This window comes from Opitutia bacterium ISCC 52 (assembly GCA_014529675.2).
Taxonomy (GTDB): Bacteria; Verrucomicrobiota; Verrucomicrobiia; order Opitutales; family UBA2995; genus UBA2995.
Window position 1 is genome coordinate 340,436 of record CP076040.1, and the last position, 23,771, is coordinate 364,206.

Below are 23,771 nucleotides of genomic sequence, written 5' to 3' on the forward strand. Positions count from 1 at the left end.
CCGCGATTGCGTAGAGGTTGTGATAGGATCGCTGTGTTAAGTCCCTCCGACAATGTTTTATTTTTTCCGCGGCCAGCTTTCAATATGCCAACGACGTATGAATCGCGGCGTAAAGCCGCTCCTACAGCTCTTATGATTCGAGTGGCCAGCTTTCGTAATCACTATCGTTTACCCAGAACGTTGGCATTTGTTCGCCAGCCATATAACGTTCGTAGAAGCCGTTCATATCAGGATTTGCGCATGGGTAATTATCGAAGACATCGCCTTGGCCAAACATCCGCGGGTCACCTTGTTCCGCCAGCTCAGCGAATAGCTGGTCGCGCAAAGACTCTTTGCGAGCTCTGTGTTCCCCGTCGTGTGCCAGATTGGTGATGCAGGCAGGGTCCTGATTGATGTCATACAGCTGCTCAAAAGGACGTTTGCCGAAAGCCCAGTCCCAGAAGTGTCGCGTATCCGGATTTTCCCGACATTTGAGGATCTCGGTTTTGGTGGGGCTGCCGTCGCAGTTTAGATAACCCGTTTCTGGATTTCCGGCTGGCCAGCGAGTCGGCTCAAAATTGCGTAAGTAGAGGTAGCCATTCTTAATGATTCCGCGAATGGGGTAGCCTTGATCGTGAGGTCGCCCGATGTCGTGGCGCTCTTTGCCCATGAGATGATGGTCGCGGTCAGGGTTGATGTGACCTTGCTGATCGGTGTTGAAAAACTCGGTCAAGCTGCGTCCCGTGATTGGCTTCATGCCGTTCGCTTCGGCATCCAGCTCAGTGACCTCAAGAAAGGTTGGGGCAAAATCAATGAAGTTTACAAAGTCGTCGATCGATCTGCCCGTTGATTGGATCCCCTTCAGCCACATGACCGCCAAAGGCAGGTGGTTCGAGTAATAATATTCCTGCCCCTTGATGGTGGGGAAAGGCATGCCATTGTCTGAGGTGACAACTATCAGAGTATTTTCTAACTCTCCCCGCTTTTCCAGTTCATCGAGCATTTGCCCGAGGTGCTTATCGAAATACTCGATCTCGTATCCATAATCCAGCAAGTCCTTGCGGACGACTTCATTGTCAGGCCAGATCTCGTACACTTCGTCGATGTCCTCCAATTTTTTAGTCCCGCGCTTGAACCCTGATTCGTATTCGTATGGGCGATGAGGTTCCTGCGCACCATACCAGAAGCAGAAAGGCTGGTCTCCATCCCTGTCATCGAGAAACGCTTTGAAATTGGCTGAGTAGTCGTTAGAGGAGGTAAAATCTGTGGGTGACTTGCATGTGTGCTCATCATACGGCGTGCCGCAAAGTTGCCTCGGCTTTCCGTCCACCATTCCTGCATCACCGGGTGCCCAGCCTTTATTGGTCACACCGACGTGGTAACCATTTTCTCCCAACGTCTCTGCAAAGGTCTTAAACTTGGCAGGGAAGTAGGGCATGTGGTTGCAGGCTTCTTCCAGTTGCCAGCTGTTGCGTCCGGTCAGGATACAAGCGCGCGACGGAGCGCATTTAGCGTTCGGCGTGTAGGTATTCTGAAACAGGATACCGTTTTTCGCTACTCGATCAAAGCTAGGTGTGTCTACCCAGGGACAGCCATAAGCGCCAAAGTGCATGCCGGCATCATCAGCAATACAGAATAAAATATTGGGTTGAGTCATAGAGCTTGTAGTAAACTTCTAAGTGACCAGATAAATGGCCCTTGGCCAACCCTTTTGTGGCAGCAAGCTAACTCAACCAGTTATTTACAATCTTGGGCACATGCTCAGACGCTTTGCCCTGGTAAAAGTGGAATCCACCAGGGAGGTGGTCGACTTCTAAGGCGACTAGCAACTTTTCTGCGGTCGCTTGGCAATAATCGACGAGGCCTGCGGCGGGGTAAACGGACAATGAAGTTCCTATCACTAGAACCTTGTTTGCCTGGGCAACCAAACTGGCGGCTTCTTCCATATGATTGACCGACTCGCCAAACCAAACGATGTGTGGCCTCAACTGGCTACCGAGCTCGCAGGTATCGCCTAGTTGAATATCTGCATAGCCGATATCGGTTATCGCAGTTGGATCAGCTGAACTACGAGCCTTGGTGATTTCACCATGCACGTGCACAATATTCGCGGATCCGGCTTTTTCGTGCAGGTTATCCACGTTTTGCGTAATGATGGTTACGTCGTAACTCTCTTCCAGTTTCGCCAGGGCCAAATGTGCCGCATTGGGTTGAACTTCTTCCACTTTCCGGCGGCGTTGATTGTAGAATTCCAATACCAGCTCAGGGTTTTCAGCCCAGCCCTCTGGCGTGGCTACCTCGTAAACAGAAAAACTTTTCCACAAGCCACCGCTATCCCTGAATGTGGACAATCCACTTTCAGCGCTGATACCTGCCCCGGTCAGGACGACAATTTTAGCTTTTTCATCCATGTGTGCGTCCGCGCTTTAGTTCTGCACAAGGCACACGATCTGACCAGCATCGTTTCGCAGGAGAATACGCCCGTGTGCGTAAGTAGGTTTGGTCCAGCAGGTGGGTTCCAGAACCTTTTTTCTTGAGATTTCCTGATAAGCGTCAGGATCCGCTTGGGCCGTTATCAGCTCTCCATCTTCGGTCAGGACGAGCAGAGTGTCATCGATGGCAATCAGGCTCCCAAAACCGAAATCCGCAACAGACCAGTAGGCATCCCCGGTCTGCAGGTTACGTGCGTAGAGCCGAGTTCGATTGTTTTCCGGAAGGCCGTTTAAGCCATATAGGACATCATCCACAATGACCGCGGCACTCTGCGAGTTTTGCAATTTTCGATCATTCCAAACGGTTTCAACCGCTACGCCGTCAAAACTCAAGATCTCCGAAAATGCGTTGGTGTGAATGAAGATACGCGTACCTTCCGCAAAAACCAGAGGGGTGTTCGAGATGACATTGTTTTTGGTCACCATTCGCTTGTGAAAGAGCTCCTCTCCGGAAGAGCTTAGGATGGCAAATCCGTTGCCATCCATGGCCGCGATAAACGATAGGTCGTCCAGTTTAAATGGAACTGGCGTCCCTTAGCTGGCGCGCCTTTCCACTTCTTTCATCCAGATCAGTTTGCCGTTGAATTTATTGAGTCCGGCTACCGGTCCCGCGCTGACAATCAGTTGTTCTTCCGTCACGATTGGAGATGCGCCAAAACCCCAGCTAGGGCGGTCGACTTCCAATAGGTCAGTGAGTTGGTATTCCCGTATGAGTTGACCCGTTTCCGGACGGAGACAAAGCAACTGACCATCTTTACTGATGGCATAGAGACGGTCATTATCTATGACGATCGATGCATTGGGTCCACCTCCATGAGCTCGCGGAATCAAGTCGGCCTCAAAGCTGTGCGTCCAGAGGGCCTCCCCGGTCTGAATATCCAAGCACACGATCGTTTCCTGCGAAGTCTGGTCGTGCCCATTTGTATAGAGGCGCTTTCCTGAAGTCGTGATGCTTGAGTAACCACGGCCAACTTGCTTGGTCCAGGCTACGTTCCATTGAGAAAGATCAGATTCGAACCCATCCTGAGTCCGTGTCGTATTGTCTTCATGAGGGCCTAACCAGGTGCTCCACTCGGATGCCTGTACAGCGGAGACGAGGCCGAAAATGATTGCGGAGGTAGCTAACCAGCAGTGCTTGAGTCCTGGGTTGAGCATCTTAACCCTTTTTCAGGGCAATCAAGGTCCCGTGCTCATTGCGGATGTAGATACGTCCGTCCACGTAAGTAGGATGAGTCCAGCAAATGGCGTCGAGTAATTTTTTGCGTGAAATTTCTGTATACTGCTTGGCATTGACAGGAGCGGTTACCAAGTCTCCATCTTCTGTCAGGATGAGGAGCGTATCTCCCACAGCGATCATCGATGCGTATCCGAAGTTGGGTACGGACCATTTCTCTTCTCCGGTGGAAAAGTTCCGGGCATACAAATCTGTGCCGCTATTTTTATGGGTGCCGTTTACGCCATAAAGCGTTCCGTCGATCAGCAATGAACCGGATAGGGAGTTCTTTAGTTTCCGGTCCTCCCATTGAGAGGATAAGCTGGACCCATCGAAGCCAAGGACCTCCGTTTTCATATCCGTGAAAATGTAGATGTCTTTCCCCTTATTGAAAACAGCCGGCGTGGTGGCGATCATAGTGTATTTGGATCGAACTTCGTGGCGTGCGATTTCATCTCCGTTCTTCGCATTCAGAATAGAGAGTCCGCTCGAATCCATACTAGCGATAAAATCCTTCCCTCCGTTGGTGAAAACAACGGGCGAGCCATAGCCTGGTTTGTATGCCGTCTCAGATGTCCAACTCGGCCGGCCGTTGTTTTTATCTAAAGCGACTGTCTTTCCAGCGCTGATAATTAAGTCACCCTGGTATTCAATGGGAGAACTTCCAAAACCCCACTTCGGAACCTCCATGCCTAAAATCTCGGTCAACTGAGTGCTCCACTTCACCTTCCCGGTTTTAGCATCCAATGATAGCACACGGCCATCCTTGCTGATGGTGTAAACGACATCGCCGCTAACCGTTACGGAGGCATTCGGGCCGCCTACATGCATGGCGGGGATTAATTGCCCCTGGTAGGAATGTTCCCACAGTTTCTGGCCGGTGGTGGCATTGAAGCAGAGAATGGTTTCTGTAGACTGGCCATCGTGCCCCATGGTGTAAGCCAGACCGTTCGCGCTGGTGACCGTGGAGTAACCAAGCCCCACGTCCTTTTGCCAGGCAATTTTCCAGTTATTCAGGTCCGGGTCAAAGTTGTCGGCAGCGGCAACGATATTATCGCCATTGGGGCCGAGCCAGTGAGGCCAATCCTCAGCCTGGAGAGTGAACGCGGTAACCGACAAACTAGCCAACAGGCCTGTGAGAAAGTGTTTTCTTAAAATCATAATATCGTTTAGGGTTTTAAAGTGGATGTGTTTTGCCGGCTAATATTCCCGTATTGTTTTGGAACTTCAATGCGAATTGCCATCTGACAATGCTTGGGGCTTGCTCCCGACCCAGGAGTATTGAAACACTATCGGTCTATGTGTTCCCCGAAAGCTATTTTCTCTGCATCCCTGATCCTTCTAAGTACCGGTGTTTTTAGTCTGGCTGCGCCCAATGTCATTTACATTTTGGCGGATGACTTAGGATTCAATGACCTGTCTTGCTACGGTCAGGAAACCTTGAAAACGCCGCATCTCGATCGTTTGGCCCAAAACGGTATTCGCTTCACCAGTCATTACTCCGGAGCAACGGTGTGTGCGCCTTCGCGCTATGTCCTGATGACCGGGAAGCACAATGGTCATGCGGGTATTCGCAACAATCGCATCAAAGCCATGGGCGAAGAAGAGTTCACAATCGCCGAACTGTTTAAAAAGGCGGGCTATCGAACGGCCTGTATCGGTAAGTGGGGTGTGGGTACTCCCCCCGACGATGACGATCCGCAGCGTGCCGGCTTTGATGAGTTCTACGGTTATTTGAACATGTTTCACGCTCACAACTACTGGCCGGAGTTTCTCATTCGAAACGGAGAGAAAGAAATGCTTCGCAATGAGGTGCCGGACTTTTTTGACGAGCCGACCAATTACATGCAGAATGCCTATTATCTGGAGGGTCGGGGAGTGGCTACAAAGAAAGTCGATTACGCGCCACAGCTTATTCAGGACGACGTGCTGCGATTTATTCGTGAGAATGAAAAGAATCCCTTCTTCCTCTATTATGCGTTGAATATCCCGCATGCTAACAACGAAGGTGGTAGTGGTTATACTGAGACAGGCGAACGCATCCGCGGAACTCAGTTTAACGGCATGGCAGTGCCCGATGTTGGAGGATTCGCAATGCAGGACTGGCCTATTCAAGAGCAAGGCTTTGCTCGCATGATTCAATACATTGACGATTGGGTGGGGGAGATCGTGGCTCTATTAGATGAATTAGACCTGACCGAAGATACGGTCGTTATGTTCTCTAGTGATAATGGTCCACACCATGAAGGTAACCATGATCACGAGTTTTTTGATTCGAACGGAGACTTCCGCAGTTACAAACGCGCGCTCTTTGATGGCGGTGTGCGAGTTCCTTTTATTGCATCCTGGCCTGGCACGATTCCCGTGGGCCAAGAAAGCGACTTGATGTCTGGTTTCCATGACATGATGCCCACGATGGCTGAACTGATCGGTACCGAATCACCGGATACTGATGGCATTTCCATCGTTCCGACCCTCACTGCAAACAGGGATGCCCAGAAGAGACATGAGTTTTTATACTGGGAGTTTCCGTCTTTGGATGGCAGGCAAGCACTGCTCTATTTAAACCAATGGAAGGCGATCCGGCACAACTTGTATGAAAACAAGCATGCTCCTGTTGAGTTGTACGATATCACTTGGGATGTGGGCGAGCAGACAGATGTTGCGGCGGCGCATCCAGGCTTGGCCAAGCAGCTTTTGGCCATGATGATGGAACAGCATACACCCTTTGACGAGACCTGGGACCTCACAACGGATTGAGAGTGAAACGATGCTGAAAATTGCAGTCATAACCGGTGGGCATCCCTTCGACCTTCCTTCCTTTCATCAACTCTTCCGGAAGATGGAAGGACTCGATGCCCATATCCAGCGCTTGGATGACTTCGGCACATCGCCGGATGAAATTCGCGATAGTTACGATGCCGTTGTGTTTTACACCATGGAGCAGTTGGTGGCTTATGAGGATACCTGGTTCAAGCGGGATCCACGACCGGCCATTGAGAGGCTCTTTGAACGAGGGCAAGGAGTCGTTGTGCTTCATCATTCGTTCTTTGCCTTACCCGATTGGTCGTTCTGGGATGAGGTGATTGGGTTAAAGAATCGCCAGTCGGATCCAGAGGCGGGGTTTGAATTTCACTTCGACGTAGAACAGTGCGTGGAGGTTCTTGATTCAGTTCATCCCATTCTGGCCGGAATCGAGTCCTTCGAGGCGATCGATGAAGGTTATCACATGCCTGATGAGGATGCCCAGGGGCATATGCTTCTGAAAGTGGATCATCCTAAGACTATTCGACCCACGGCTTGGACGCGTGAGGTTGGGAGCAGTCGTGTATTTTGTTTTCAATTGGGGCACGATGCTATCGGATGGAATCACTCGTCCTTCGAAACGATTCTTAGGCAGGGCATTCATTGGGTTGCCCATTCCTAGCTCTCTTTTTGTCATGAATCGATCACCCGAAAACGAACACTTTGGTTATAGCGATACACCTGTGTTTCCAGATTCTGGATACACGGTGCACGATGGCACCCGACCGCAGCCACCGGTGGTAACAGCAGATGGGAATGGCGCACCCTCTGACGCTACTGTTCTTTTTGACGGCACAAACCTGAATGCTTGGGAGTCCGTAAAGGAAGAGGGACCTGCTCAATGGAAACTAATTGAGGATGGTTCGATGGAAGTCGTACCTGGCACCGGAGACATTCAAACACTTAAATCTTTCGGCGACATTCAATTGCACCTCGAGTTTCGCTGTCCAACTGAGATTAAAGGTGAAGGGCAGGGCCGTGGAAATAGTGGAGTTTTTTTCATGGGTTTATACGAGGTTCAGGTCTTGGATAATTACAAGAACCTTACTTATGCAGACGGCACAGTAGGTGGACTTTACGGACAGCGTCCACCCCTGGTTAATGCCATTCGTGAGCCGGGCGAGTGGAACACTTATGAGATTCTCTGGGAGTGTCCTGTCTTCGAAAATGAGGCATTGAAAAGGCCAGCACGCATTACCGCATTGCTCAACGGTGTGGTCGTCCACCATGCAAAAGAGCTTCTCGGGCCCACTATGCACAAAGAACTCCCTCCTTCTGAGGCTCATGCATCAACGGGCCCATTGAAACTCCAAGATCACGGCGACCTGGTTCGGTTTCGAAATATTTGGATCCGGCCGATGGGGGAGTATGATCAGTAGCTTTGACTTTTCCAAGGTTCTTAGAACTTCGGACGGCAGAGCAAGGATGCTCTGGCCCTACCACTAGAAACGAGAAAGTTAGGGCTACTGCGTCCTCGCAGTGCCGTCGTTAGCTTCAAGTTTTGAATTTCCCTGCAACTACTCGGTTTCGTTTGTGTAATAGAGGAATCAATCGTTCCATAGCTAAAAATAGGTGTAGAAAATCGTTCGAGCAAATAAGACATGTCTAAAAACCTTTCCGAATCATCAAACTCTGCCTCTAACCTTCGGCTATGGCCGGGAGTAACCATCGTGGCGCTCCAGTGGGTGCTACGATTTGTCGTTCCTGTGATAATTCCCGGTGCTATGATTGTTGGAGTGCTGGGGTCGATGGCTCTTGGGATCATCTTTATGCTTTGGTGGTTGTTTTTTAGTCGAGTGCGATGGGCGGAGCGCATTGGCGGGATACTGCTTATGGGGCTGGCGTTCCTAGTGGGCTCACTGTTGCTCCATGACAGCATATCCTCAGCGATGATGGGCATCATGTTCCCTGTTTTCGCTATTCCGGGATTGTGCCTTGCGTTCCTTCTATGGGCAGTGTTTTGCAGACGACATTCGGAAAGTCCGAAATGGGCGACCATCGCCATCGCCTTATTTTTGTCGACCGGTATCTGGAGCTTGGTAAAGACAGCGGGTTTCTCAAGTGACATGAATCACGACTTTTCCTGGCGTTGGTCAAAGACAGCGGAGGAAAAACTGCTAGTTGAATCAAATGCCGATTTGTCAGGTTCTGCTGTTGCCTCTGCGCTACTCGACACAGATGTAAAATGGTCCGGATTTCGTGGGGAAAACCGGGACAGCATTATTCGCAATGTTTTTATCGATACTGATTGGGATTCTTCTCCTCCTCAGGAGTTATAGCGTCGTTCGATCGGACCCGGATGGTCTTCCTTTGCGGTTCAGGGTGACCTTGTGTTTACTCAGGAGCAAAGAGGTGAAGAAGAAGTGGTTGCCTGTTACGATCTTCAAACAGGGCGGCCCGTTTGGATGCACAGCGACACGACTCGTTTTTGGGAAGCGAACGCTGGAGCAGGCCCCAGGGGCACGCCAGCTCTAAGCGGTGATCGGGTATATGCTTTGGGGGCAACGGGTATTCTCAATGCGCTCAATGTCGCCGACAGTTCTGTTGTGTGGTCGCGTCATGCTCCAACGGATACGAGTGCTAAGACACCCGGGTGGACCGCCATCGATTTGCCGCCACTCGCTCCCGATAGCCTGGTCTCAGTGATTGAAATCGAACTAGCGTGTACTTCGGAAGTGGATACGACGATCGGCCTGGATCCAAATATTGAAACAGAAATACTGGCCGAGTTCGCCACGGTGGAAGGTGCACAGATCTCGACCAAGCGGTGGACGGAAAAATTCGGAGAATGGAAGAGTGTTCGTCCAGTTCATGATTGGTCACCACGTGGTAAAGTTACCTGGGAGATCGAAGTGTATCAGCCTGGAGACTACAATGTGAGTTTGACCTATACCGGGGACGGACGTATGGCCTGGGCAGTCAACGTGGTTGGTGGAGAGCATCTTCAAAACCAACAGAGCTCATCGAATATTTACCAAGAGTATCCTATGGGCTGGATAAATTTCCCCGAATCCGGTACCTATCAAGTCGTAGTCCGTCGCCTGGAAGGGAAACGGGAGGAAGCCCATTTGAAAGCGATTCACTTTACTCCGATCGCTGAGGATTAACTCGGCTATTGAAGTTCAGGCAATGCTCCACTTCTCGATGCCGCTTCTGCTCCGAGTTGACAGCAGACATTGAGGAAGTCCAATTCTGGATCTTGATCGGATGAAACGAGTTGGTGCATGAGCCCTGCCATGAAGGCATCTCCAGCGCCAATAGAATCTGCCACCTCGATTGCGGAAGTGGCTCCTGAGAAGATTTCATTTTTTTCTGAAAAGTAGAGCGCGCCCTCTTTCCCAAAGGTGACACAAAGATTTTTGGGGAAATTAGAGAACTTTTCCTTAGCGGATCTCAACAGGCTCATGTCGCTCACGGATGCTTCCAATTGAGTGATGGCTTCGTACTCAGTCTCATTACATTTTAAGACATCGGGGGTGGCTGCGATTTCTTGAACGAGCTCGAGTTCCCAGGGATCGCGCAAGTTGATGTCGCAACATTTCAATCCGGGAAAATTCTTTAACTGAGCTTTTAGCCAGGACCAGTTTTCCGGAACGTGATTCGCGAGGGAACCATAGAGCAGCGCGTCGCCTTTTGGAAGTGGTGCTGTCTCCATCAATTCTGCAAGATGGTGCCAGGCGCAGTTGGGGGTAAAGGCGTAGCTGGCGTCTCCTTCTTCGTTGAGCGTTACTTCGACCGTTCCAGTCGGGTAGTCGCCGACTTGAACAAAGTCCGTGTTTAAACCGTATCGCTTCATTGCTTCCAACGCACGCTCGCCAAACTCATCTTTGCCGAGTGCTGAAACCATAACTGCTTCGTGCCCGAGGAGGCTGAGGTTTGCGGCTGCATTGAGAGGTGCGCCACCCAGCCGGGGGCCGGATGGGAGGCAGTCCCAGAGGATTTCGCCAAAAATAATAATACGAGACATATGGTAATGAGAATTAGAAGCTGGGTTTCTAACTCAGCAACCTGGTTTCGGGAAGGTCTATTTTCGTCATGTTGATTTTATGAATATGCGAATGGTAAATCGTGTACTGTGGGCAGGATTATTGTTGATGTTGGTCTGCTCACTCATGGGCAAAAATTATTTGGAAGAAAACGCTGAAGACCGGGATGCTCGGATGGATTGGTGGAAGGAAGCGCGCTTCGGCATGTTTATCCATTGGGGCGTCTATTCCGTTCACGGTGGAACCTACAAGGGGAATCAGGTTCCGGGTATTGGTGAGTGGATTATGAATAAAGCTCCTATTCCCGTAGATGAATATGAAGGATATGCTGAAATGTTTAATCCTGTGTTTTTCGATGCCGAGGAGTGGGTGCGTATTGCCAAGAATGCAGGTATGAAATACATCGTCATCACCTCCAAGCATCATGACGGCTTCGCGTTGTGGGACTCGAAGGTCAGCGATTGGGATATCATGGATGCTTCGCCCTTCAAACAGGACATTTTGAAAGAGCTTTCCATTGCGTGTGAGAAGTATGGCATTCGACTTTGCTTCTATCATTCGATCATGGATTGGCATCACCCGGATGCCCAGGGACCGTTCTATCCCAAATATAATGATCGCAAGCGCGAAAATCCCCGCTTCCCCCTGTATGTAGAAAACTACTTGAAGCCCCAGTTGAAGGAACTGCTTACCGGGTATGGGGACCTGGGGATTCTCTGGTTTGATGGCGAGTGGATTCCAGATTACAAAACCGAAATAGGAAAGGACATCTACAACTTCGTTCGCAATCTTCAACCCGACATCATTATAAACAACCGGGTCGATAAAGGGCGCAAAGGTATGGAAGGGTTGAATGCGGAAGGCAACTTTGCTGGCGACTATGGAACCCCTGAACAGGAAATTCCTGATACTGGGCTGCCCGGTGTTGATTGGGAGTCTTGCATGACTATGAACAGAACCTGGGGTTGGAAAGCTTACGACAATGAGTGGAAGTCGGATGAGCTCCTGATACGAAACCTCATTGATATCGCTTCCAAGGGGGGGAACTACCTCTTGAATGTTGGCCCTACTCATGAAGGTCTCATTCCTGCTCCCAGTATCGAGCGTCTGCGTGCGATGGGTGACTGGCTGGCCGTATATGGGGAATCGATTTACGGCTCAGATGCGAGTCCGTTTGAAAAACCTGATTGGGGTCGGTTCACACAGAAAGAGGGTGAGGTATTTGCTCACATTTTTGAATGGCCAGAAGACGGAACGCTGCGAATTCCGCTCATGGATGGGATGCCATATAAAAGCATCCAGATTATCGATTGTTGCGATGACTTGGCTTGGGAGATCCGCGGTGACGATGCATTTATTTCTCTCCCGTTAGAAATGCAGGATGCAATTGCCACCGTTGTGAAGCTCGAGTACTGATTTTAGTCGAAGACCACTTCTCTGCCGGTCCGACTCGATTCGGATACGGCATCTAGGATTTTTTGAACTGCCAAGCCTTGCTCTAGATTCATGGCCAGTGGTTCGTCGCCGGTCAGATGATTGATGAAGTTGTGGAAACGATTGCCGTGTGGAAATGGATTGGATCGGCTTCCTATCTCAACTGCATGGTAGTCATTCGGTTTGGAACCGGGACGATAAAGCTTGGCTGGACTCATGGATGCCCCTGCCTCCGTTCCAAAGAGCTCTATCCCTTGCCGGTTTTCCTCAGCGGCGTGACAGGCCCAGGTAACTTCCAGGTGAACGGTCGCTCCGTTCTTCATTTTGATGAGGGCAGAAGCAAAGTCATCTACATCAAAGGTAATATCCTCCTTGTCTGAGTTCCCCCAATCACCTTCTCCCAAACCGCGGTTGCCAAATTTTGTATAAGTGACGCCCGATACTGAAGCAGGTTCAAAATTGTTCATCAGGTATAAACAGGCATCCAGGTAGTGGACACCGATATCGTTAATGGCTCCTGCGCCAGCCAATTCTTTGTTTCCGAACCAGGTACCCAGTTTAGGGATACCAGAACGGCGGAACCAATAGGCCTTGGCATGGTAGACCTCTCCAAGCTCGCCTTCTTCGACTACAGATCTGATTCGTTGGACTTCCTCGAAGAAGCGAAGGTTCATGCCCAGAGTAAAGCATTTACCACTGACTCTGGCTGCCGCTGCGACTTCCTCTGCCTGTGGTTGGTTCATAGCAAATGGTTTTTCAAGGATGACATGCTTTCCTGCCTGCAGTGCCTGGATTGCCAAGGGTGCGTGAAACTTATTGGGCACGGCTATGTAAACCGCATCCACCTGATCGCTGGCGAGTAACTCCTCGCTGCTTGCAAATGTCTCCGCTATCTTGTGTTTGGTGGCGAGTGCTTCGCACCTTCCTTGGTTGAGGTCCTGGATAGCAACTACCTGAGCCGCTGCATGCTGGTTGATTTCTCCTGCACTAATATCTGCTATTTGTCCTGCGCCGATGAGCCCGAACTGTATCTTTTTCATGGTATTGTATTGATGATTAGACTTTGAATAGCGAACTAAATGCGTCAATGGTTGTCCTTTCGACGGTAAGAAAAGGATCTAATCAACGGCCTTAACTTCTGCTTTACTGATAAAGTTTCCCTAGCTTTGCCTTTTCATCCGAAGGACAAAGCTTATTAATAGAATCCTCTACTATGAAAATTACCCTAATTGCGAGTGGCGACTTACGCGAAAGTGCCAACCAAACCTGCTGGGAGAAACAAGCCGAAATGGAAGCGCAGCTTAGCGACGTGGTGGCGAAGCTCGGGCATGAGCTTGAACGGGCGCATCTCTACAATAAAGCCCGTGGCCATGGTTTCATTGGAAGTCAAAAGGAAGGCATGGATGTCTTTTCCAAGATAGATCCTAAGCAACCCATCATTGTGGCAGAGGCGGTGTGGCAATACAGTCACCACATCTTGCACGGGCTCATCAGCCACCAGGCGCCCATACTCACTGTAGCGAACTGGTCGGGTACCTGGCCAGGGCTTGTTGGTATGCTTAATCTTAACGGCTCACTTACGAAAGCTGGAGTGAAGTATTCGACGCTCTGGAGCGAGGACTTTAGTGACGATTTGTTCTTAAACGGATTAACATCCTGGTTGGAAACTGGCGAAGTCGTTCATGCCACACCGCAGGTAAACCCGTTTGGCGGAGCATCGGGGCAGGCCGATGAAGTTGCTGGCCAACTAGCTGGACAGTTACAGAGGGACAAAGCCATAATGGGCGTCTTCGACGAAGGTTGCATGGGAATGTTCAATGCCATCATACCTGATCACCTGCTTTTCTCGACCGGAGTTTACAAAGAACGTCTGAGCCAATCGGCCCTTTATGCTGGGATGCAGGAGGTCAGCGACGAGGAAGCTGCGAGTGCCTATCAGTGGATTTGTGATCGTGGATTCAACTTTCATTTCGGTGAAGACGAAGTTGAGGACCTGACCGAGGCGCAAGTACTTGAGCAGTGCAAATTGTATATTGCTGCCTGTCGGATCGGAGATTTCTTCGGGTGCGACGCGATTGGTATTCAATATCAACAAGGACTCAAAGACCTGTGTCCTGCCTCTGACCTTGCCGAAGGTTTACTTAATAGCAGCGAGCGTCCCCCAGTGACCAATGATGCTGGAGAAGTCATCAAGGCCGGGAAACCATTTACTCATTTCAACGAAGTTGACGAGTGTGCCGGACTGGATGGATTGCTGACCCAGCGAGTGCACGATGCACTGGGTCAACCGCCGGAAAATACTCTGCACGATTTACGTTGGGGCGATGCTGACAAAAGTGGCACCACCGACGAATACGTCTGGGTGTTTCTCATCAGTGGGTCTGTCCCAGTCGAGCACAACGGTGGCTATGAAAACTGTCATGGTTATCGCCAGCCCATTATGTACTTTGGTAAAGGTGGATCCACCTTGCAGGGTATATCTCATCCCGGCGAAGTGGTGTGGAGTCGTATCTGGGTTGATGGATCTGTGCCCGGCGGCCAGCTCTGCATGGATCTGGGTCGTGGAGAAGCTATTGAATTACCGGAAGAAGAAACTCAACGCCGCCTCAATGAAACGACTCCTCAATGGCCGATCATGCATTGTATCACCTATGGAGTGTCGCGCGACGAGATGATGGCCCGTCATAAGGCCAACCACATTCAGCTTGCTTATGCCAACAGCGCTGAAGACGCGGACCTGGCCATGCAAACGAAGGCCGCATTGGCCGCCAAACTAGGAATTAAGGTCTCTCTGTGCGGAACGGGCAAGGGCGGGGCACCTTTGTCTTAGTTTCATTTTATTGGCTGTAAACAAGCCAGTCTGGGCAGTTTGGGATAGATTCAGCCCCTCCATCAAAAATTGTTTTTGATAAAATCAGTGAACTGGGGTGTTTTAGCTGTGTTAAGCTCATTGTATTTTCTGAATGGCTCCCGAATTCTCAGATCAAAATTTATGGTTCTCGCAGAACTCTATTCAATGGAAAAGTGATTTTAGGCTGTTTTTCCTGGCGATCTTCCAACCTTATTTGTCGAGAAATATCTGATTATAGCTTCTGGTTCTGCCGCCTCTTGCTTCGAGTTGGGGGAGAGCCCCATACTTTTCGGCTTCCGCCCACCAGAGTGCCTGGAGCTCTTTGAGTTTCTCGGGATGTGTATCTGCGAGGTTAGTAGACTCTGTAAAATCGTTGTTTTGATTGTAGAGTTCCCAATGGTCGTCTGCGAAATGGGTTCCGTGCTTGTGGAAAGCCATGGCTTTCCAGCCTTGATGATAAATGGATCGGCTTGCCCAAAGCTCCCAGTATTGAGTGTCTCGAGGAGCCGGTGCTTCCGGACTTTGGAATACGGCCCTCAGACTTTTACCATGAAGTGGCATCTGAGGAACACCATCAAAGGTATCCGGTGCTTCGATGCCAACCAGGTCGAGCACGGTTGGTGTAATATCAATGACATCGACGAATTGTTCGCGAAGGCCTTTTGATTCTATTCCTTCGGGCCACGACACTATCATCGGTGTCCGAACGCCTCCATTAAATGGCCACAGTTTGTAATATTGGAAAGGGGCACTTGAAGCCATTGCCCAGGGCCTTTGATATTGAGGCTGCGAATTGCGAGAGCCGAGGTCATCGAGTCGCTCATACATTTCTTCCACTGTAAGCTTCCCGTTATAGGGATGTTCGAAATTGCCTTCCACGCCAGCTTCTGGCGCTCCACCGTTGTCCGAGATCAGAATAATTAGAGAATCCTCAAAGTGATTCTTCTCTTTGAGAAAATTGATGAGGCGACCAATTTGATCGTCCGTGTGTTCAAGGAAACCTGCATAGGCTTCCATGAAGCGGGCAAATACTTTTTGCTCGACCTCACTCAGATCTGCCCAGGCTGGATCTCCCAGCCCTCGCGCCGGTAATTTGGAACTGGCAGGAATGAGTCCGGTTTTGAGCTGCTTACGAAAGCGTCGTTCCCGAACCTTATCCCAGCCTTCATCGAACTTGCCCTTGTATTTTTCGATGTAGCGTTTGGGCACTTGTATAGGTGAATGCACCGCTCCAAAAGTGAGGTAGAGAAAGAATGGCTTGTCCGGTTTGTCATCTAAATTCGCACCGATCATTTGAATCGATTGATTTACGATGTCTTCGGAAAAATGATAGTCGGGGTCTTCAGGTGGATCAACATGTCGATTATCGATGACTAGGTCGGGACGGTATTGATCTGTCCAGCCATAGAGAAATCCATGAAAGCGATCGAAACCCTTTTGCAGCGGCCAGTGGGTGCGTTCACCAGCAGCGTACATTTCGGCCGCAGGTACCAGGTGCCACTTTCCCGCCATCAGCGTGCTGTACCCGTTTCGTCCAAGAATTTGAGCAATGTTCGCTGCCGCTGCGCTTACTTGTCCTCGCGTATGAGGATAGCCTTGATCGCTTCCTGTTAATTCTTTCATACCCACTGCGTGGGAATTGCGACCGGTCAATAGAGATGCTCGGGTAGGTGAACAAACCGCCTTCGAATGAAAGTTGTTAAACTGCAATCCTTCAGTAGCCAGCGTATCCATGTAAGGCGTTGAAACTATCGACCCGTAGGAACCTAAATCTCCAAAGCCCGTATCGTCCAATACGATGTAGATGACGTTCGGGCTTTGTTGGGGAGCTTTCACTTCTTGAAGGTGATCTGGTGTCGAGTCCGCAGCTAATCGACCTATGCTACCTTGAAACCTTTCAGCTGCCGGATGATCCGGAGTGGTGGAAGAACCTTGTGCTGCCAGCTTGGAGTGGGATGTCGCAACCAAAGTAAAGGTTGTAAGCAAAATAAAAGGGAAGCGTGGTATTTCTTTAAAGATAGTCATAGAATAAAAATGAATTGTGTCACGTCTGGTAAACCGTTCGGGATCCTTCTGTTTCCGTCCTCTTAAATCATCAAGTGGGCGGTTGTTTTTGTAGTAATGGACGTCCTACTTATTTAAATGATGGATCAGAAATGGCACTTCGTTTTCGAAAGGCAGCTGTATTTGCGGATACTTAAGAAATACTTCCACACCTGCTCTTCGTAGTTTTTCTTCCATGATAATTCCAAAATTTACGTGGTGAATCGACCAGCCTCGCGCACGCTCCGGGTTATCTGGAATTTGATCATCCGGTTTCATTCCATAACTCATGTAGCTAGGAGGATCATCCGAACTGATGTGGTTGATGATAGAGAGCTCCTTCATCAGTGCACGCATCTCTACGTCCGAGAGATCAAACTCCGAACGGTCCCTGTCGTGAAAGGCTTTTCTGTAACCAGGAATATTTTCTACCCACCAGTCAAAGTCCATGGTCGACTGACCGGCTAATGGCGCAACAGCTGCAAGGCGGGTTGATTCACGTGCAATTGGATCATCACTTTCCGGGTCGGCGAAATCATCGCCCCAGGCGAGGTAGGCGACCAGTTGTGCCCCGGCTGATCCGCCGTAGGCCGCGATCCGATTTTTATCGATGCCCCATTCATCTGACTTGCTCCGGATAAATTGTAATGCACGAACTGCATCTTCATGCGCGGCTGGAAGTCTCGCATGCTTCATAAAGCGGTATTCTACTGAGGCATGGTGAATCCCCGCATCCAGGTATTGTTGGATTTTCTTTGCAGTGACCTTTTTATGTGAACCTCCTGTGAATCCACCACCGTGAATATAAACAACCAAAGGTGCAGGACCATCTACATCCGCCTTCCAAAAGTCGATCACTTGATTACTGTGGTTCCCATAGGAAACATCCTCGTAGGTTATCGGCGGTATGGGGGCCCTTTGCTGTGCCTGGGTACTGATGCCAAAGGCTGCAATGAATAGGATGGTGGGAAGAAGATGGCGAACATTCCTAGAGTAGATCATAGGGAAATCATAGGACGAAGCAATTCGTCTACAAGAAAATTGGCTGAATCTGGTACTACCTTATTATTAAACCTCTTGCACTTTTGAAGGCGTTTGAAACTTTAAGATTATGTCTGAACTTTGTGCTCACCTCGATGATATTCAAGCAGCGGCAGGTAGTATTGCTCCCTTTGCGCACAAGACACCTGTGTTACGTTGTTCTGCTTTGGATAAAACCCTGGATGCCCAACTCTACTTCAAGTGCGAGAATTTTCAGAAAGTAGGAGCCTTTAAATTTCGCGGTGCCTGCAACGCGGTTACCAGTTTGTCTGAGGAGGAACTCAAGCGAGGAGTAGCTACTCATTCATCGGGCAATCACGCCGCCGCCCTGGCTTTGTCTGCCAAACTGGCTGGATCGAGTGCTCACATCGTCATGCCCTCGAATGCCCCGGCCGTGAAAAAGGCTGCGGTAGAGGGTTACGGCGCAAAAATTACTTATTGTGAACCCACCCTGGAAGCGCGTGAGAGGACTTTGGCCCATATCCTGGAGAATGAGGGCCGGGTACTGATTCATCCTTACAACGATGCGCGTATTATTGCCGGGCAAGGGACTGCAGCCCTCGAACTGCTAGAAGAAGTCGGCGAGCTGGATGTTGTTATGGCCCCGGTCGGTGGGGGTGGATTGCTGAGCGGTACTTCCATCGCTTTCAGTGAATCGAATCCAACCACGAAAGTCATCGGCGCTGAACCGTTGAATGCAGATGATGCTTATCGTTCGACGCAAACAGGTGAGATACAGCCTTCCGATAATCCTCAAACTATAGCTGATGGACTCCTTACCAGCCTGGGCGAATTGACCTTTGCGATCATTCAAGAACGCTGTTCCAGTATCGTAACCGTTTCCGAAGAATCCATTGTCGAGGCCATGCGCCTGGTTTGGGAGCGGATGAAAATTATTATTGAACCGTCTGCAGCCGTACCCGTTGCCGCACTACTTGAAAAACGCAGTGAGATTCCTGGCGAGCGCGTGGGAGTGATCTTCTCGGGAGGCAATATTGATCTGGAGCGATTGCCGTGGCTCAAATAATTGTCTCATTGAAAATATGAATCACGTGAAAGACGACATTTCCCAGAAGCTCGTTGAACTCAGCTCCCTCCTCGAAGGAGAGTTACATACCGGTCGCCTCATGCGGACCTTGTATGCAACGGATGGGTCAGCTTATCAAGAGATGCCACTCGCCGTGGCAATTCCTGAGTCTGAGAAAGATTTGATCGAACTCATCCGTTTCGCTGGTGAGCACGGAGTAGGGCTTATCCCAAGAACGGCCGGAACCTCACTCGCTGGGCAGGTCGTGGGGAACGGAATCGTTGTGGATGTATCCCGCCACTTCACCGATATTCTGGAAATTAACGAATCGGAATCTTGGGTACGTGTCCAACCAGGCGTGATTCGAAATGAGCTCAATGCTGCTCTCAAGTCGCATGGTCTTTTCTTTGGCCCAGAAACGTCGACCCAAAATCGAGCTATGGTGGGCGGGATGCTGGGCAATAATTCCTGTGGCTCGAATTCGGTTAAGTATGGGAGTGTAAGGGATCATATACTAGAAGTTACCGCCTTACTCTCAGATGGCTCGAAAGTGATCTTTGGCCCTATAAGTCTGGAGGCGTTTGAGGCAAAATGCGAGGGTCCGGAATCCTTAGAAACGCGACTCTATCGTTCTATTCGAGATCAGCTTGGTGACGAGTCAGTGAGAGCAGAGATCGCAAAAGAATTTCCCAAGCCGTCCATTCCGAGACGCAACACCGGTTATGCTCTGGATCTACTTATGGACGCCTCTTGCATGGATCCCGCGAGTGATAAGGCATTCAATTTTGCTAAACTCATTGCAGGGAGTGAAGGCACCTTGTGTCTGGTCACGGAAATGAAACTCCACTGTAATCCTCTGCCACCCAAAGTGGTTGGTATACAGTGTGCTCAATTTGACTCAGTCGATCAGGCTTTGAAAGCCACACAGATTGCTGTCGGCTTTGACTGTTATGCCTGTGAACTGATTGATGATTTCATCCTCGAATGCACTGAGCGGAGCCTGGAACATCGTAACAGCCGCTTCTTCATCGAAGGTTCGCCGGGAGCGGTACTCGTTACCGAGATTCGGGCGGATTCGGAGGATGCGGTTCTGAAGATAACCCATCAATTGGAAGAAGCCTTTCGTAACGCCGGATATGGTTATGCCTACCCAGTCTTGTTTGGTCAGGATACGGAAAAAATCTGGAATTTGAGAAAAGCTGGCTTGGGATTGATGAACAATATTCCCGGCGATGCGAAACCCGTTCCGGTGGTGGAAGACACGGCTGTCGATGTGGCAGACCTTCCACAATATATTGCCGAATTTGATCGTCTGTTAGCTGAGCGCTTTGGTCTGCAGTGCATTCACTACGCCCATGCCGGTAGTGGTGAGATACATTTACGGCCCATTATCAATCTCAAGACGGAGGAAGGTAAACAGCAGTTCCGGGAAGTCGCCCAGGTGATTGCCGATCTGGTAAAACAGTATCGAGGTTCGCTCTCTGGGGAGCATGGCGATGGTCGTCTTCGTGGAGAGTTTCTCAAGCAAATGTTGGGCGAGCAAAACTATGCTCTGGTTGAAGCGGTTAAGCGTAGCTGGGATCCCCAGGATATCTTTAATCCTGGCAAGATCGTGAACACCCCTCCGATGAATGAGTATCTTCGTTATCAGCCGGGCGTGGCACCCCCTGAGGTTGAAACACATTTCGATTGGTCTGCGACCAGTGGGTTATTGGGGGCGGCTGAGATGTGCACGGGATCAGCGGATTGCCGCAAGACCCATCTGGCCGGCGGAACGATGTGCCCCAGTTACATGGCAACGCGCAATGAGAAAGACACAACTCGGGCTAGGGCCAATATGCTTCGCGATGTGTTGACCTCATCGGAAAATGAAAATCCGTTCAATGACGAGTATCTCAAAGACGTTTTGGACCTTTGCCTTTCCTGCAAGGGGTGTAAGAAAGAATGCCCGACCTCGGTCGATATGGCGAAGCTCAAGGCTGAGTTTCAGCAGCATTATTACGATGCGAATGGCGCTTCTCTTCGCTCGAAGTTAATAGCGCGCTATGCCTCGATGCAAAGGTGGGCGGCCATGCTTCCGGGGCTATGGAACATGGCTTTCGGAACACCTTTCATTCGACGTTTTTTAAATAGCCTGAGTGGATTCCATCCAGAGCGGTCTATTCCACTACTTCCGAAGCAAACCTTAGAGCGATGGTTCAAGAATCGTACTCCGCATGCTAACGCCGGATCGAACGGTAGTGTATGGTTCTTCAACGATGAGTTTACGAATTACCAGGATACACGTGCAGGAATTTCGACCATTGAGTTATTGGAACGTCTGGGCTATAAAGTTGAAATTCCCGAGCATGGTGAAAGCGGCAGAACCTGGTTATCGAAAGGCTTTGTTCGAAAAGCCAAACGCATCATCAATGATAACCTTAAGACCCTCTCGGAAAAGGTAAATGAAGAGCGACCCCTGGTGGGCGTCGAGCCATCCGCCATTCTTACCTTTCGGGATGAGGCGCTCGATCTTGCCGAACCGGATTTGAAAGAGACTGCTCAACAAATGGCACCTCATTGTTTGTTGTTAGAAGAGTTTATCGAACGCGAAGCAAAGGCCGGTCGTGTCAGTTCAGGAGACTTTGTTGAGGATGCGGAAAAGGTACTCTTGCACGGGCATTGTTTCCAAAAGGCTTTAGTTGGAATTCAACCCACTTTGGCTGCGCTCAGTCTTCCGGTGAACTATACGGTCGAGGCGATCCCCAGTGGCTGTTGTGGTATGGCCGGATCTTTTGGTTATGAAAAAGAGCACTTCGATGTATCCATGAACATTGCAGACCTGGTACTCCTTCCGGCTGTTAAGAATGAAGCGGATACAACTTTGGTAGCCGCTTCAGGCACCTCCTGTCGGCATCAGATTCTCGATGGAGCACAGCGAGAGGCATTACACCCGGCCGAGATACTGTTGCGTGCATTGAAATAAGTGCACGTTGCTCTATCGAATTACTCAACTGCCTCCAACGCTGCGAGGTCAGTGCTGAGTAGAACGCGAAGGTTTCGATGACCTTCTTCATCGGCCATCAGCCACAGGTCGATAGCCGTATGTCCGGGGTTGGGTTCGTCCCAGAAGTAAGGGGGGGGATCCAGCGGGCGTGCTTCCAGCGTGTAACGAACGCCTTCAGGTATGATGGCTTTCAGGTGGCAGGTTTTGCCCTCTTGTTTGAGGACAGCGGACTTGTTTACAACTTCTACCTTGGATTTGGTTACCATGCGCCAATGGAGAGTCGCTGAGTTTCTGCCTTCGTGTTCGAAGGGTTTGCGTGCACCCACAACACGGTCGTCAATTTGAAGTACCTTCATGTCGTGCGTGGTGAAGGTGCGTTCATAGCTTTGCACGTTCTTTGAATTCACCGAACTCAGGTCGACGGTGCCAGAGATCTTATTTCCGTTTTCGGAAAAGTGAGTGATTGAGGCCTGTTCGTTTACCAAGTGTGGTTGTTCATCAATGAGAAGGATGTTATGACTATACGGACCCAGCCGAAATGTGCGCCATCGATCAGAGCTTTGCCTTTGGTCCCAGATGCCAATATTTTTCGACTCCAGGGTCAGGTAAGTCTGAGCGCCAAGATCCACGGCCCAGCGTACGCCTTCGTCTTCATAGATAAAACTACCTGCATCCATGTGAGCATGACTGATGGAACAGAGGCCTCCTTTGAAACCCAGAAAGAATGCCTCTGGATCTCCCCACGCCGACTTGACCATTCCTATGGGATTACTCCCATTTCCATACCAGGTGTTTGGTAGGTCCATCTCGGCGGGATCAATATCGTTGGCGTTTTCTGGATACCACAAGGCGGCGAAAGGAAGCAGGCGATTCCGGTTATTACCTTTGGTCCACTCGTCGGATTTTAGAAACGAGCTGAGTTGTCTGCGGTATTCGTAATGAGCAACCGGGTCGTCATATTTTTGGGCGAACCAGGTGGGGCCCGGTGAGTAGTAGATATAGCTTCCACTATCAAAGAAGTTGTAGGCAGCTCCGGTGGGAGCGACGGCCATGGTGCGGAACCCCATCGATTTCTTGAAGGACTCGTGATCCTCCAATCCAAAATTGTGACCGACCGCACGATCCAGAAGGTCCATGAAGATGGCTGAGAACTCCGTACCGTAAGCCCAGTAGGTGGGTCCTTCCGGATAAACGCCTTCGGGATCGGTTTCGGCCATGGCGATGGGAACTGCTTTGAGGGCGCGGTTAATAATTTTCTCAGCTAACTCCGGTTCCCGGTCGGCAATGAGGATGGCGCCTGCAGTAAGCCCGGCATGACAAACCGGGTTCCAGTTATTGTTATAGTAGATCCACCAATTCTTTTCCGTTTCTTCATCGAGGGAAGGGTGGAGGCCTTTTTCGATGATGGCTATCAGGTAGCGTTCACGTTGCTCAGTTGTCAGGTCCTGCCATAACCAATCCACGCCGATGGCAACGGCGAGGGTCATTTCGCCTATGTCGAGGAAGTGTTGGGGGTTCCAGTCTGGAAAAGAGGTAACGTTGTCCAGGTATTCAATGACTTTCTCTTTGTATCTATCTTCTTCATATACACGATAGAGCATTGCAAATGTGCTGATGTGTTTTAGAGCTAGGCACTATTCGGCGAGGAGTCGTATGCCGGCCAACTCATATTGTGCTGGCTCGGCGGTAAATAACGATTCTCCCGTATTCTGAAGGAACGCGAGCAGGTCTTGCCCAAGCTCATCCGGTAGTCCGTTTCGCAGACGTGTGAAGTCGGATGCCGAGGCCAAAATCATCGGATGCTCTTGCTGAAGCTGGTCGACTGAAAACGGTCCCTCCGCAGCGCAAAGACCAAGAGTGAAACATAGAAAAGTTAGAATGAAATATCTAGGCATAATTGGATAACAAATGGAG

Annotated in this window: 20 protein-coding genes; 9 read left to right on the forward strand and 11 right to left on the reverse strand. The window is 50.1% G+C overall.

Annotated features, from left to right (window positions below; translation table 11 throughout):
• Positions 1-130 precede the first annotated feature (130 nt).
• From GA003_01460 to GA003_01480, 5 genes are all read right to left on the reverse strand, one after another.
• Positions 131-1,636 carry a sulfatase gene (locus GA003_01460; protein ID QXD28675.1) on the reverse strand — a complete coding sequence of 502 codons (1,506 nt, stop codon included), beginning with the start codon at positions 1,634-1,636 and terminating at the stop codon, positions 131-133.
• Between the two features lie 67 nt (positions 1,637-1,703).
• Positions 1,704-2,390, reverse strand: coding sequence for an NAD-dependent deacylase (locus GA003_01465; protein QXD28676.1), 687 nt, complete (start codon positions 2,388-2,390; stop codon positions 1,704-1,706).
• A gap of 15 nt (positions 2,391-2,405) precedes the next feature.
• On the reverse strand, positions 2,406-2,957 hold the full coding sequence (locus tag GA003_01470) for a hypothetical protein (protein ID QXD28677.1): 552 nt from the start codon (positions 2,955-2,957) through the stop codon (positions 2,406-2,408).
• Between the two features lie 48 nt (positions 2,958-3,005).
• Positions 3,006-3,626 carry a PQQ-like beta-propeller repeat protein gene (locus GA003_01475; protein ID QXD28678.1) on the reverse strand — a complete coding sequence of 207 codons (621 nt, stop codon included), beginning with the start codon at positions 3,624-3,626 and terminating at the stop codon, positions 3,006-3,008.
• Position 3,627: 1 nt separating this feature from the next.
• Complete coding sequence (locus tag GA003_01480) at positions 3,628-4,845, reverse strand: PQQ-binding-like beta-propeller repeat protein (protein QXD28679.1); 1,218 nt, start codon at positions 4,843-4,845, stop codon at positions 3,628-3,630.
• Between the two features lie 138 nt (positions 4,846-4,983).
• On the opposite strand from GA003_01480, the gene GA003_01485 reads away from it, so the two are divergent.
• The 5 genes from GA003_01485 to GA003_01505 all read left to right on the forward strand — a co-directional run bounded on the left by GA003_01485 (position 4,984) and on the right by GA003_01505 (position 9,596).
• The gene (locus GA003_01485; protein ID QXD28680.1) at positions 4,984-6,444 is read left to right on the forward strand and encodes an arylsulfatase; all 1,461 of its coding nucleotides are present in this window, start codon (positions 4,984-4,986) and stop codon (positions 6,442-6,444) included.
• A 10-nt stretch (positions 6,445-6,454) separates the two neighbouring features.
• The gene (locus GA003_01490) at positions 6,455-7,111 is read left to right on the forward strand and encodes a ThuA domain-containing protein (GenBank protein ID QXD28681.1); all 657 of its coding nucleotides are present in this window, start codon (positions 6,455-6,457) and stop codon (positions 7,109-7,111) included.
• A gap of 13 nt (positions 7,112-7,124) precedes the next feature.
• Positions 7,125-7,868, forward strand: a complete 744-nt coding sequence (locus tag GA003_01495) for a DUF1080 domain-containing protein (GenBank protein QXD28682.1) — start codon at positions 7,125-7,127, stop codon at positions 7,866-7,868.
• Between the two features lie 222 nt (positions 7,869-8,090).
• Positions 8,091-8,768 (forward strand): hypothetical protein, encoded by a 678-nt coding sequence (locus GA003_01500; GenBank protein QXD28683.1) that lies wholly within the window; start codon positions 8,091-8,093, stop codon positions 8,766-8,768.
• A 51-nt stretch (positions 8,769-8,819) separates the two neighbouring features.
• On the forward strand, positions 8,820-9,596 hold the full coding sequence (locus GA003_01505; protein QXD28684.1) for a PQQ-binding-like beta-propeller repeat protein: 777 nt from the start codon (positions 8,820-8,822) through the stop codon (positions 9,594-9,596).
• Between the two features lie 5 nt (positions 9,597-9,601).
• On the opposite strand, the gene GA003_01510 is transcribed toward GA003_01505, so the two are convergent.
• A complete protein-coding gene (locus tag GA003_01510) occupies positions 9,602-10,456 on the reverse strand; it encodes a hypothetical protein (protein QXD28685.1) in 855 nt (284 codons plus the stop codon).
• An 85-nt stretch (positions 10,457-10,541) separates the two neighbouring features.
• On the opposite strand from GA003_01510, the gene GA003_01515 reads away from it, so the two are divergent.
• Complete coding sequence (locus tag GA003_01515; protein ID QXD30311.1) at positions 10,542-11,891, forward strand: alpha-L-fucosidase; 1,350 nt, start codon at positions 10,542-10,544, stop codon at positions 11,889-11,891.
• A 2-nt stretch (positions 11,892-11,893) separates the two neighbouring features.
• Here the strand turns inward: GA003_01515 and GA003_01520 are convergent, their stop codons facing one another.
• Positions 11,894-12,949 (reverse strand): Gfo/Idh/MocA family oxidoreductase, encoded by a 1,056-nt coding sequence (locus GA003_01520; GenBank protein QXD28686.1) that lies wholly within the window; start codon positions 12,947-12,949, stop codon positions 11,894-11,896.
• A 173-nt stretch (positions 12,950-13,122) separates the two neighbouring features.
• On the opposite strand from GA003_01520, the gene GA003_01525 reads away from it, so the two are divergent.
• Positions 13,123-14,739 (forward strand): fucose isomerase, encoded by a 1,617-nt coding sequence (locus GA003_01525; protein QXD28687.1) that lies wholly within the window; start codon positions 13,123-13,125, stop codon positions 14,737-14,739.
• A 231-nt stretch (positions 14,740-14,970) separates the two neighbouring features.
• Here GA003_01525 and GA003_01530 read toward each other — a convergent pair whose 3' ends face one another.
• Positions 14,971-16,785, reverse strand: a complete 1,815-nt coding sequence (locus GA003_01530) for an arylsulfatase (protein QXD28688.1) — start codon at positions 16,783-16,785, stop codon at positions 14,971-14,973.
• Between the two features lie 105 nt (positions 16,786-16,890).
• Positions 16,891-17,805 carry an alpha/beta hydrolase gene (locus GA003_01535; GenBank protein ID QXD28689.1) on the reverse strand — a complete coding sequence of 305 codons (915 nt, stop codon included), beginning with the start codon at positions 17,803-17,805 and terminating at the stop codon, positions 16,891-16,893.
• A gap of 109 nt (positions 17,806-17,914) precedes the next feature.
• Here GA003_01535 and GA003_01540 point away from each other — a divergent pair, with 109 nt between their 5' ends.
• Together GA003_01540 and GA003_01545 are read left to right on the forward strand one after the other, a co-directional pair.
• Positions 17,915-18,871, forward strand: coding sequence for a pyridoxal-phosphate dependent enzyme (locus GA003_01540; protein ID QXD28690.1), 957 nt, complete (start codon positions 17,915-17,917; stop codon positions 18,869-18,871).
• 16 nt (positions 18,872-18,887) lie between these two features.
• Complete coding sequence (locus GA003_01545; protein ID QXD28691.1) at positions 18,888-21,836, forward strand: FAD-binding protein; 2,949 nt, start codon at positions 18,888-18,890, stop codon at positions 21,834-21,836.
• A 20-nt stretch (positions 21,837-21,856) separates the two neighbouring features.
• On the opposite strand, the gene GA003_01550 is transcribed toward GA003_01545, so the two are convergent.
• Together GA003_01550 and GA003_01555 are read right to left on the reverse strand one after the other, a co-directional pair.
• The gene (locus GA003_01550) at positions 21,857-23,458 is read right to left on the reverse strand and encodes a heparinase II/III-family protein (protein QXD28692.1); all 1,602 of its coding nucleotides are present in this window, start codon (positions 23,456-23,458) and stop codon (positions 21,857-21,859) included.
• A gap of 33 nt (positions 23,459-23,491) precedes the next feature.
• Positions 23,492-23,752 carry a hypothetical protein gene (locus GA003_01555; protein QXD28693.1) on the reverse strand — a complete coding sequence of 87 codons (261 nt, stop codon included), beginning with the start codon at positions 23,750-23,752 and terminating at the stop codon, positions 23,492-23,494.
• Positions 23,753-23,771 lie beyond the last annotated feature (19 nt).